Consider the following 12,258-nt stretch of genomic DNA (forward strand, 5'->3'; position numbering starts at 1 on the left):
AAGAGAAGCTGTCTGAAGCATTAGAAAAGTGGACTCAGGATAGAAATGAAAACAAATGCACGATAGAGTGGAAATTCACCCGGCAGCATGCTGATAAAAAATTATCAAAACATTATGTTGCATAATTAAATTGTCATTACAGTAGGTTCCGTTCAACAACCTTTCATTGTTCGTCCTTCGGACGCAACGAAAGCTTAGTTATTATATGCCGTACTATATCCTGTTATTCTCTGCAAGTTTTCTATAATGTTCTCCTAAAGCTGTCAACTTACAAGACTTACTTTCCATAGCGGCATTCCACATATGTAGTGCATTTATTGGTTTTAGCAAGTTGAGTCTATTAAACTTTTGAAGAATTGCAAAAGTCTTCGTGTTGTCGACAATTGGGTCTGGCATTCCTTCATCCCGTCCCTTCATTTCGGGTTCGTAAGTCGGGTCAAGTTTAAATTCAAAACCCGCAGTTGGAAATAAGTCTTTAATAAGTATTAGGTCATCCAATTCAATTGATGGCGCAGCTTTGCGCAATGGGATAAAGTTTCTAACGTTTGTCTTGAATATTGGCCTTTGCTCCCAAGCACCCAGTGATTGGTCAATGTGGGCATAAACGCTTCCAGGTGTAACGTCGCCCAAAATATTTGAAGCACTTCCACTCAAAGCGTCTACCAGTAGTGTTGTAAAGACTCCGCTGCCGTTCTTTTCAGATGCATATTGGTCAGCGGTAGAAGCTGTTAAAATTGTAATGCCTTCAGTAATCAATGCACTATCTTTAATATTAGGAACATTTCCTGCAATGCCTGAATGACAACTGTCTAAAATAATTACCTTGTTAGTAGCTTTAGATGCGTTTGCTAAAACTAAAATGTCATTTAAAGAAATCCCATCATCACCTCTTTTTGCATCACTACCAAGTAAGTAGCCACCAGTAATTTCAATGTGTCCGTGTCCAGCAAAATACAAAAGAGCAATTTCAGCTTTCGTTGCGAATAACTGTACGATGGCATCTTTCAGCTCTCCTCGGTCAAGTGATTCTTTTGCATTTGATGACGTCAATAATTTACAATCAAAATTTACGGAACCGTCAAAATTTCGTTCCAAAATCCCTTTTACTGAATATGCATCATTTACACAACCATAAAGGTCTCCGCCGTATGGATAGTGATTTATTCCGATTATCAATGCAATTTTCATAACAACGTATTACAGGCTATCTATAAAATTTGAAATATTGGTGTCCGACCATACCACAGTATTCACACCAACAATGTTAGTTCGGTCGTCAGTGTATGCCCATATTCCTAAAATCCTTTTTTTCTCTTCTTTTGCACACTCTATTTCCCATTTTTGTCCGATAGAATTAAGGGAATTTTTGCTTACTAAAACAATAACGCCATCAGAACGTCTAATTCTAGTTCGTACCTTCTCTTTCCATTCTGAGCTATATGGCTCTTTTACAGACATATCAATAAATTCATAGGGTGCTCTTGGATGCAATGATTGTCCTTTAAAGAAATCTCTTTGTCTTTCATCTTCAATCGCAAATGCAATAAATAAAACTTTTTCGTCTGCCATGCTATTTAGTTTTTACTTGGTTAATTTATAAATCATTTATGAATTTTTCTAAGTTATCCCAATTCCATAATATCACTCTTTTTCCCTGTAACTCTGCTGGGATTGCACCTTTTTCATTTTTCTTTATGTGCATACCTATTATTTTCACTTTCTCTTCTCTTGCACATTTCATTTCCCATTTTGCACCACCTGCTTTATGAGTGTTTTTGCTTAGTAAAGCGATTACACCGTCACACTTTTTAATTTTTGTTCTGCATTTCTTTTTCCATTCGTTTTGGTTCCACTCCTTTTTTACCGACATGTCAATAAAGTCAAATGGAGAATGTTTTTTTCTTGCTTGGTCTACTAAGTAATCACGATACTCAACGTCTTCTATTGCAAAGCTAATAAACACTCTTTTCCGGGTTTCCTTTTTTGTTTCTTCGTTGCCAAATAGCCAGTCTAAAAGTCCCATTTTATTCGTGTTTTATCTACGAATGGTTGCATGATCTTCATAGCATGACGCCTAAAGGTGTGGCGCTTGGCGAAGAAGCGGATTTCGAAGCACAAAACTGTGTGCCAGCACTGAACTTGATACGAAGCACAAAGCATCATTTAGCACTAAACCGATTTTTTGCCAAGCGTGTTACCAGCAGTTTAGATTTTAAATTCAAAACTGTGAGGTATTGTTGTTTCTGTAAAAGATATTTCTTGGTCTATGTTCGTCAAAGACTTACTAATTTTTATTTTACAAACAAATCTTTTATCCTCTTCAATCTTTAGGTCTATTACTTCAATTATTTGGCTGAGTAGTTTATAATCTATTTTAGCATCTGTTTTTAGAGCATCAATGTCTGTTACATCACCTTTTGAAATTGCTCTTTGAACAGTTTGCAGCCATTCAACTACTTGAAATTTTAAATGCTTGCTTAAATCAACTTTAATTTGAGGAATGGAAGACTTTAATACAGGAATAAGTTCATTATAACTGGTTTCCAATTCTGTTACATCATTACAAGCTAAAATATAATCTCGCTCAGTATGGAACGAATTATTTTTTTCTTTATCGGTGATATTCAAATAATCAATAGTGGTCTGAGTGTAATAATGTTCGATTTCACCATTTGGAAAAATAAAAATATTCGCAGCTTTAAAAGCTTCCAGTAAGTGTTTGGCTCTTGATAGGATATAATTTACCTCCCCATGATGTGATAAAGATAATTCAACAAATACTCTGTCCTTAAACTTTATAAGGGCAATTAGCATAGAAGTAATTACTGAATTTCTTTTGTCTGCAATTCCAATAATTGGTTTTAAGTATTCAATAATATGATTGACTTCAATATCGGTTGTAGTTTTAGTTATTAGTTCATCTGCAACGGATTTTAATTTTCTGTCTAATTCACCAATAAGATTTCCAAAGTCTGTTCCTAATCCATTTTCTTGAATGTACTTAACGCAGTTTTCGTCTTCTTGTGCAACCTCTCTTAATTTGCCTTTGAAGAAAGCATCTAAATCTGCAATAATTCTTGCTTTAATATTTAGCTTTTTACAAAGCCTGAAAAATACAGCTAATTCGTCTTTCCCACCAACATCAATTATGCTTGAACCTGATGCACTAATGTTGTAATTAAGTTTGTCAAAGAGCAAAGTAATTATTTGTTGGTCGGTATATCCTTCAACAAAAACTGGGTTTGGTGAAAAGAAAAATTGCTTATGATGCGTATTGAAACGAGGTAAAAATTTCTTTAAAATATATTCATCTTGAACATCTAAAGTATCAACAAAATTAGGTGGCTCATTATAATGACAAACAAGAATGCTTTTTAAATCGTTAATACTTCTTAAATCTAAAAAGTATGGCGAATGAGTAATAATAAAAAAAAGTTTTTTGGTTGGATTTACTTTTGGATCTCCTGCAAATTTCCTTATTTCGCTAAGTAAAAAAGATTGAAATTGTGGATGTAAATGTAGCTCTGGTTCATCAAGAATTACACAGTTTTTACTTTCGTCATATAAAAAAGTTAAGAGTGTTAATAATTCTTTCAATCCGTGGCATTCTTTTTCTTTAAGTCCATATTCTCCACCACCCGAATTGTTTTGAATTTTAGGTTTGAGATAGCCTCCTTCTTCTACTAAACGAATTGTTTTACTAAAGATATCTGATAAAAGTGCTTCAACTCTAACCCTAATATCAAGTCTTTCTTTTAAGATTACAAAAGCATCGGATGATAGCCCAAATAGTTCTCCGCTAGATTTTAATGAACTGAATTTTGATAAATCAAAACCTTTATCAAAACTACCAGCAATTGGAACTAACCCAGTAAAATTTTGATAATTTGTTTTTTCCAAACCTGACAAACGCTCGGCGTTTAATAATCTGACTTTGTAATCATTACGTACGAGTTGTTTTTTTAATTCATCAGAAAATAACGATTTTCCTGTCCCATTCGGACCCACTATTAAATTGATTTCTCCCCATTCGTTTTTTCTAAAAGTTTTTGTCTGCCAAAGTTCTGGAATTGTAATGTTTATTGGAATGCTTATCATTAGTTGTCGTGTCTATTAAATTGCTGGTAACACATTGCTTTACACAATACGCTTCATTTTTAAAATATTTATAAGTATTTATAAACGCTTAAACCGCTTCTAAGCGTCCACAAACGTTTAAACAGGATTACTCCTTCATTATTGCACTGGTCCAAAAATTCTAAAAATGGAATGATACGGGTTGATTGCCGGGTTATAGTAGTGCGGATTGAAACTGTTTCAAACCTATTCATTTTTTATTAAAAACAGGCATTTTTTTAGTATTTGGCAGGTATTGCCATGCGGATGGCGGATTTATTGCGTTCGCGGTTGAAACCAGGTTTTGATAGATTTGCTGCATGCATTGTTAGCGCGGGCTGATCCGCCGCGGCGGATACCGGCCGCATCGGGCAACTTCGGATCAGCACAAAAGTTTAATAGTTTTATAGCGTCAGGGTCTCGCCGCCACACAGTTGCCCGGCTGTGAAGACCCCGGCGCGACAACTCCTTCATCGGATGCCGACCGCACCAGACAGATTTATGCTTCCACCAAAAAACAATGATCTACTTCTTTCCCGTCTTTCTAAAGTTATATGCTTCCTGTATGAGCGGCTTCAGGTCGGCAATGCCGGTATTTTTTAAATCTGCTTTTAGTCCTACAAAATACTTTCTGTTTCTGCGAACCAGCTCAAATTTTTCAGGTTCGCTGTTTGATAAGGACTCAGCCAAAAGCTCCGGCAAGGCCATAATGGCCGCGTCTTTCTGAACCGTTATAAATCCCCTGTCTCCCACTTTAAAAGTAGGTAGCCTGAAATGTAAACTTTCAGTAACCGCCGGCAATGCCAAAGCGATTGCCCTTATTTGTTCTAATGTAACCATGACTGCCTGGGTTTCAAAATCATCAGGATAAGAACAGCAAAAACAAAAGTCAAAACAGCAAATGATTGCTCAAAGTTTGTCTTTGCGAAAAGATTACCAACCGTATTCAGAACAAATAAAGCAAGAAAAATCCATAGTATTACGTCTATTGCTTTTTTCTTAAACCGGAATTTTATATAGCTGGCTTTCATGAGCAGCACAAGTCCCAGAAATAAGTTGATCAAAATGGAGATGGCTTCAAAAACATACATTTCCTGATCATTTTCAAGTCGCCCGCCCCAGGCGATCTTATAAGGAATTGCTTTAGCGATCACAGCGATATGAAACAGAATTACCGCAACAAGCAATCCCAGCAAAATATGTATTGATGTTTTAAACTGCATTTTATTTTTTAAGCAAGTATTAGGTTTGGAGCTTGTCAGACGATTAAGGATGAGCGATGAGCCGGTTGAAGAACAAAAGATGAAGTAACAACAAAAAGATGAAAAAAGTGTGTCTGCCGGATAAATTATTTAGCGGCAAATACAGAGATTATTCGCCGAAAGTTCAAAGTGTCAGACTATGTAAATCCCATTCGCGCGTTTTCTTTACTCAATTTCCAAAAGGTGCGAAACGTTAACGATGGGCTCCAGATTGGAGGGCGCCGTTATGCTACTTTGGAACTGAATGTTTTGATAGATTGAATCGAAGAAGCTTTATTGGAAAGCTCTTCTTCTATATCAAAATCGGCTTGCATACCAAGCCAGAATTTTGCAGAATTTCCAAAATATTTACTGAATCTCAGCGCAGTACCGGCAGTAATCCGCCGGTTACCTTTTATGATTTCAGAAATACGGGTCTGAGGTACTTCAACATCTTTTGCAAGTCTGTATGCAGAAATATTCAATGGTAAAAGGAACTCTTTAAGAAGTACTTCACCCGGATGTATATTTTTAAGTTTTGCCATTTTACTTTGTTTAATGATAGTCAATTATTTCAGCTTCAAAAGCATTGCCTGAATTCCATTTAAAAATTATTCTCCACTGATCATTTACCCTAATGCTATAAAAATCTTTAAGCTTTCCGGATAATTTTTCAAGTCTGTTGGAAGGAGGAATTCTTAAGTCTGCAAGATCAGCGGAGTTATTAAGCATTCTCAATTTTCTTCTTCCCATCTGCAAAAATATTCTTTTACTATTGCACTGATCCTAAAATTTCTAAAAATGGTAATGAAACGGGCTGATGCCGGGTGTTAAAAGCTGAGGATCTTCTCCAGCAGTTCAATGGAAAGTTCATGCGTGGGATTGAATTTTTCTCCTGCCGCATATTGCAGTAAACTGGCTTTCAGTTGCCGCGCCGCAGGACGCTTACCGGTATCCGTATCCAGGTCAAGCGCGCAGATCAGGAGCTTACCCTTTCCCACACGGGTTTCAAAAATGATCCCCAGTTTATAATTCCTTTCGTAATTATCAATCACCTGCACAATAGGACGGTAATCCGCCGGTGTTTCATTCAGTACAACCGACTTCGACCGGTTAAACCGGTCGTCCCATTCATGCATTGCTGCATCGCCTGCAATACCGTACGATGCCTGCGCCGTATATCGGCCCAGCAGGTCGGCCCATTGCCAGTCGCTGTGTGCTTCCGTAGGAAAGCCGGCCAGCGCCGGGTGTTGCGGATTGCAGAGCACGCTGAGTGTGCCTGCCTGGTTAAAAAGCCGCATGTTCCAGAAAGCGGGCATATAAGTGCCGGCTATTGCGCTCCTGCCTTTGGATACAGGAGGAAACTGCCGCACACTATCGGGCCCCATAAACGCAGTTTTAATTTCATATAACCCTTCAGCGGGGGAAGAAAACAATAGCACACGCTCTCCGTTTGCCAGGTCTTTGCGGGCCGCATCATCAAAAGCATAATGCACACGCACATCAGGCGTTGCAGCAACCTGCTTTGCAGGATATACCCATATATTCCAACTGTTGGATGTGCCGCCTGCACTAACGGTAACCAGTAAGCGGGAAGGGGAATGCGCCTTCTTTAAGGAGGCCTTAATATCCCCGATGGAAGTCACTTTTCCCTGCTGCATTGTGCTGCCGGCGAAACTTCCGGAGGCTATTGCATTATTTTGTTCATCGGTTATCTTCCATTCGGCAGCAGATCGCAGCGCCGCAGGTCCGTAATTGGAAAGCATGGCTTTTGCGGTAAACAGCTCATCGCTGGTATAGATCCGCTGCGGCATGCTTAAAAGACATACTACCGGCCCGCAAAAACGACGGAACTCAGCCGGCGTTATCAATCCTTTTGAATCCCAGAATGCATCCAGCCAGCCAATGATGGCACATCCTTCGCCCGGAAAATCACGTGCTTCCACAACCTGGAAACCACCATAAGGATAGGAACGCAAACAGCCTTCTATCTCATCTTTATACAGCGACACGGCGAACTTTCCGCTTGCCTGTGCAAACGCTTTGTTCTGATCGGCCATATTATTTTTTGCGAGTGAATGCCGGAACCCTTCGTAATTATATGGTTTGAGCGTTCCCGTAAACTTTTCCAGTTGGTCAAAATCAGGATAACTGGCCCATTGACCTACTTCGTGTGCAAAGGTTGGCAATGACGACAACCTGTATTTTTCCGTCTCCGCAGTTTTGATCAGCGACCACCTGTCCCAGTCGGTACGCGGACCTTTAACGCCACGCTGCCCGATCTCCGTTCCCCTTTCCGCGAAATCGCCATTGGTAATGGTATCTCCGTTCTGACAGCGGTACAACATACGGGTGTCTGTATTCCTGCCTTTGTTAACCAATACTTCAAAGGGTCCGGGCGATTCATTGCCCATTGCCATAAACGCAAAGGAAGGATGGTTGCCATAGGTTTGAAGAATGCGCTGCAGTTCATCTGCCAGGAACTGGTCTCGGAGCGGGTGTTCGCCAAACACAGGAGCATCTATTGACCAGAAAGGAAGTTCCACCTGGAGGTAAAAACCAAGTTCATCCGCTGCCTCAAAAGCAGCTTCGGGCGGGCACCAGGAATTGAAACGCATAAAATTAAAGCCGTATGATTTACAAATGCCCAGCACACGCACCCACGAAGCTCTATCCATGGGCGGGTATCCTGTTAAAGGATAAATACATTCGTTCACCGGGCCACGCATGAGCACAGGCCGCCCATTAACAACAAACTGGCCTTTGGCAGTTGTTAACTTTCGTATGCCGTACTTCATGCTCTTTTTATCTTTGAATCTCCCCGAACTAAGGGTAACCGTCACCGTATGAAGGGCAGGTGAAAATTCATCCCATACAGGTGCAGCGGGTTTGAAGGGCAGGTCTATGATAGCTCCTGCAGCAGGTACGGTTACCTGTCTGTTCTGCAAAACAGCCTGGTGACTCTTCCCTGTGATATTTCCCAGCTTCACCTGCAGGCGGTCTGCATATACCTGTATATCGCTGATCCATATTGGGTCGGTAGCCCGCAATTCCATCCGCCCGGTAATGCCGTTCCAGTTTCCCTGTGTGTCATCTGTAATGGCAAAGCCCCAGGTGCCAATAGGAATGCTGCCGTAAGTATTGTCTATACAGATTGCTATAGTATGTGTGCCGGGGTTCAGCAGGCCGAGATCATACACATGCGGGGCGGAAAGACTGTTCCGCAAACCATAGGGAACGCCGTCTATCCACAATGATGATTCCCAATGGCATCTTTCTAAAAAAAGTGCTGTTCTTTTTCCTTTCCATGATGCGGGTACTGTTATTGTGCGGCGGTACCAGGCTTTGCCTTCGTATTTTATTGCTCTCGTTAAACGGTGCGGATCTTTCACTGTGTTTTTAATACCAAAGCCCCGCTCTTCGCAGGAGCCCGGCAATTCAATGCTGTCGGGCAGTTGCGCATCAAACCACCTTTCTTCCAAACCTTTATTATCAGCATCAAGCCTAAACTTCCATTGTCCTGCAAGGTTTTGAACCTGGCTGTGTAATGCTCCCGTCATCATTGTAACAACAATAACAAGAAAAGCGCATTTTACTTTTGTCATATAAAAGAAAAAGATTGGGAAATAAAAATCACGGGGCTCAGGTCAGTGCTATACTTTCTATTGCCTCAAAAATCCTTGATTTGGGATCTTTCATAATTTTACCTTCCACCTGGTTCCATAGTTTTCTTAATGCATTCTGCATTTGTTCCGCCTCCTGTACAGTATCAAACTCAAGCGATACCATTACGTAATTGGTATTGCCGATGGGGTGTAACACCTGGTAACGGCGAACGCCCGACTGTTTGCGGTTTAACGGATCGCTGTCGAAGGCCTTTTTCCATTGCTTAAAATCAGGCACCGGGTGTTCAATTTGAAGGATGATCATAACAAACTATTTTAAGTTTTAACCAATTCTGTATTTACTGCTTTAAAAGCATTTTGCCTTGCCTGTTCAATGGTAAGACCGATGCTGTCAGGTAGCTGGTTGTATTTATTTGAAGCTGGCTTCATGTTTTTTATTGACCTGTAATTTTTTTTGTACTTTCCCCCTAAACTTAAAGTTTATTAAACTGCATCCGCGGTTATGCAGCAAAAACTTAGCCGTTGTTCCGGTTTTCGTTATCACTTTCGGGAACCGGAGCGCCGCTTGCTGCCTGAACGGTGTTGCACCAAGCAGATTTCGCTCCTCTTATTAAAGCATTGTCATACTCCGCATTTGTATTCATAGTATAAATGGCTTTGGGAAGATCATCGAGCAGCTCACTGATCTGCGATATATCCTTTTTATTCAGTGTCTCTAACAAACAAAGTGATTTTTGCGCCCACATGCCGCTTTCATACGCTTCAACAGAATATAAAGTGTACCCGAGCATTAGTGCTATCGTTCGCCAATCCTGTATTTCTTTCAGCGGTTTTTTTGATTTTTTTTCAAGCAGCATGATCCAACTGGCCAGCGCAAAAGAAGTTGTACTGCACAAAAAATCCTCCAGCTTTTCCTTATCGCCCGAAATGCCGGCGATTGTGCGCTTGGAAGCATTGCTGAAGAGTTTATCCTCATTTATAATTTGTGCTTTAATTACAAAAACTCGTAAAGTAGCGATCAATGCTGCAATGTCTGATTTTACTTTTTGAGTAGCCTGGAAATCACTGCTGGCTAATGTACGGGACAGTGTATCCTGCTTTTTGAGCGTATACAAACTAACGCATATGGCAATGGCGGCGATAACAGCAGCAATAAAATTGGAATTGTTTATAAGCCAGTTAAGAATATCCATCATTTTAATGGTTTAAAACCCATTGAAAATATTATTCATAAACCATTGCATAGGATATAAAATGAAAGAACAAAATATTGGGGTGGTTTGCAACGGGCTACAGGATGGTTACCAAACCTGGATGCCGGCATGGTATCATTTCGAAGGTTTTACCCCTACTCCTTTCATCACCTGCTTTACAGCGCCCTGTATCCTTTCTTCCACATTGTCGGCAAAAGGACCCGGCAGTACATAGTAGATCATGCTGCTGTTGGCTTCGTATCCGCCTTCATCCAATATTCTTTTGGTGGGAATATAACACATCACTTCATTGCTGTACCCGCCTACAAATAAATTTTCATTTTTAAAGGTCTGCTTGGCCCATAAGCCGTAATCCACCACCACTTCTCCCGCCATGGCCAAAATAGTAAGGTCTTTGCCGAAACGTATACACTGAACCGGATAATTGTACTTGCTTACATCCCATCCTTTGTTATAAGCCTGCAGCATCAGCTTCGCTCTCCTTTGCACATATTCATCACCGGTTACCATATCATTTTGATACAGTTGCAAATCAAAAGGAAGGAATTCCAATTCCACGGTTTCATAACGGGTAGTGATAGGCGCACGAACCGGCTTCAATGTTCCTGTGAGCACTTTTTGTACCGATTCGGCCAGTGATTTTCCATGCTGCATAGCGTGTTCTACTGTACCCCGCGGATTGGGATTGATATCGCCGCAACAACCCTGGAAAAACAAAGCCGTAGTACCGGGATACATTTTTTCCAGTTCAATTTGCGCATAACCTGCATAATCGCCGTTCACTTCGGTGTAGTCGCCGGGTAACGTTGTATTGTGACAGGCATAACCAAACAATACAGCTTTCAGCTCACCGCCGGGTGTAGCAATTTTAAGTACGGGCACATCGTGATCCACGGGCCGGATTGTTAATTTAGGGTCGCGCCTGTTGAAGGCAAAGTCTGCTTCCCCGTGCCCGCTCCATACCTGCATGGGCGCAAGATCGGTCATCGCCATATCTACGGCCGCTATAATATCTTCCACCAGTTGCCGGGTATATTTGTATACCGTTTGCATATCATCGGGCTTGTAATAAAACATACCGGCTGCCGGCCAAACCATGGGAGCCGAATGGGTATGCGATGAATTCAATAATAATTGTGAACGCTGGATGCCGTATTTATCGCTCAGTCTTTGGGCGATATCTGCCGATATTTCGTGCGATAAGCCGAGCAGATCCGTTGTAACGATCACCACCCTGCTGGTGGGCGATTCCTCAAAAACAAGCGCCTTGGCCCAAAGATCATGCGCAATGCCGGTGGCTGGTTTTAACCTGGCGGGATTGGCGTAACCATTTAACCAGGCATCTCCCTGCGGCGTAATGGCTTTGCGGCCAATACCCACTTTCATGTCTCCGGCCCACGACCCTGCCGTTATTAATACAAGGGCCATGGTAAGTATGGGGATGAGTATTTTTTTCATGCGCGCATTTTTTATTAAATCTAATCAAAATTCCTTTTACTGTCGTTTGTCATTCCAACGAAGCTGGACTACCGGCCGGCAGGCTGGTAATGATAACAGTAGTAGAAATGTTGAGCATTTAAAACAAAGCCAAAGCAACAACCCACTGCCTGTCACCCTGACGCAGCTTGCCTACCGACAAGCAGGGAAGGGTCTGGATCGGTTCAACCATCGCAGATGGTTCGTTCCTCACCATGACAATACAGAGAGGTACAGATGTTTCGTTGCCCGCCACGGCGGGCGGGCTCACCATGACAAGCAGTGAATACGGGTCCCGCTTTTGCACTAACGTTCAACCTCGTACTATTGCCTGTCATGCTGATGCAGCTTGCCTAAAGGGCAGGCAGGGAAGCATCCACCTTCACTCCAGTCATATTACTACGATTATCATTTACGATTCAGATGGTTCGTTCCTCACCATGACAATACAGAGAGGTACAGATGCTTCCTGCGTCAGCATGATAAAACAGCAGTAAAGCCGTTGAGCATTTAAAACAAAGCCAAAGCAACAACCCACTGCCTGTCACCCTGACGCAGCTTGCCTACCGACAAGCAGGGAAGGGT

General features: G+C 41.4%; 12 protein-coding genes. All 12 read right to left on the minus strand.

Annotated features, from left to right (window positions below):
- Window positions 1–213: 213 nt before the first annotated feature.
- On the minus strand, window positions 214–1,188 hold the full coding sequence (locus VL121_RS07335) for a caspase family protein (RefSeq protein WP_325403717.1): 975 nt from the start codon (window positions 1,186–1,188) through the stop codon (window positions 214–216).
- Window positions 1,189–1,197: 9 nt separating this feature from the next.
- The gene (locus tag VL121_RS07340) at window positions 1,198–1,569 is read right to left on the minus strand and encodes a TIR domain-containing protein (protein WP_325403719.1); all 372 of its coding nucleotides are present in this window, start codon (window positions 1,567–1,569) and stop codon (window positions 1,198–1,200) included.
- A 25-nt stretch (window positions 1,570–1,594) separates the two neighbouring features.
- On the minus strand, window positions 1,595–2,023 hold the full coding sequence (locus VL121_RS07345) for a TIR domain-containing protein (protein ID WP_325403721.1): 429 nt from the start codon (window positions 2,021–2,023) through the stop codon (window positions 1,595–1,597).
- Window positions 2,024–2,205: 182 nt separating this feature from the next.
- Window positions 2,206–4,098: an ATP-dependent nuclease gene (locus VL121_RS07350; RefSeq protein ID WP_325403723.1), complete on the minus strand. Its 1,893-nt coding sequence runs from the start codon at window positions 4,096–4,098 to the stop codon at window positions 2,206–2,208.
- A 543-nt stretch (window positions 4,099–4,641) separates the two neighbouring features.
- Window positions 4,642–4,956, minus strand: a complete 315-nt coding sequence (locus tag VL121_RS07355; RefSeq protein WP_152269617.1) for an MmcQ/YjbR family DNA-binding protein — start codon at window positions 4,954–4,956, stop codon at window positions 4,642–4,644.
- Window positions 4,944–5,339 carry a hypothetical protein gene (locus tag VL121_RS07360; protein ID WP_325403726.1) on the minus strand — a complete coding sequence of 132 codons (396 nt, stop codon included), beginning with the start codon at window positions 5,337–5,339 and terminating at the stop codon, window positions 4,944–4,946. Before VL121_RS07360 ends, VL121_RS07355 begins: the two co-directional genes overlap by 13 nt.
- Before the next feature lie 263 nt (window positions 5,340–5,602).
- Window positions 5,603–5,902, minus strand: a complete 300-nt coding sequence (locus VL121_RS07365) for a HigA family addiction module antitoxin (RefSeq protein WP_325403728.1) — start codon at window positions 5,900–5,902, stop codon at window positions 5,603–5,605.
- Between the two features lie 10 nt (window positions 5,903–5,912).
- A complete protein-coding gene (locus VL121_RS07370; RefSeq protein ID WP_325403730.1) occupies window positions 5,913–6,110 on the minus strand; it encodes a type II toxin-antitoxin system RelE/ParE family toxin in 198 nt (65 codons plus the stop codon).
- A gap of 77 nt (window positions 6,111–6,187) precedes the next feature.
- Window positions 6,188–8,962 carry a sugar-binding domain-containing protein gene (locus VL121_RS07375; RefSeq protein ID WP_325403732.1) on the minus strand — a complete coding sequence of 925 codons (2,775 nt, stop codon included), beginning with the start codon at window positions 8,960–8,962 and terminating at the stop codon, window positions 6,188–6,190.
- A 37-nt stretch (window positions 8,963–8,999) separates the two neighbouring features.
- Complete coding sequence (locus VL121_RS07380) at window positions 9,000–9,287, minus strand: DEAD/DEAH box helicase family protein (RefSeq protein ID WP_152269622.1); 288 nt, start codon at window positions 9,285–9,287, stop codon at window positions 9,000–9,002.
- Between the two features lie 211 nt (window positions 9,288–9,498).
- The gene (locus tag VL121_RS07385) at window positions 9,499–10,179 is read right to left on the minus strand and encodes a hypothetical protein (protein WP_325403735.1); all 681 of its coding nucleotides are present in this window, start codon (window positions 10,177–10,179) and stop codon (window positions 9,499–9,501) included.
- 132 nt (window positions 10,180–10,311) lie between these two features.
- Window positions 10,312–11,655, minus strand: a complete 1,344-nt coding sequence (locus VL121_RS07390; RefSeq protein ID WP_325403737.1) for a neutral/alkaline non-lysosomal ceramidase N-terminal domain-containing protein — start codon at window positions 11,653–11,655, stop codon at window positions 10,312–10,314.
- Between the last annotated feature and the right edge of the window lie 603 nt (window positions 11,656–12,258).

The sequence above is a fragment of the Agriterribacter sp. genome (assembly GCF_035497235.1).
Taxonomy (GTDB): Bacteria; Bacteroidota; Bacteroidia; order Chitinophagales; family Chitinophagaceae; genus Agriterribacter.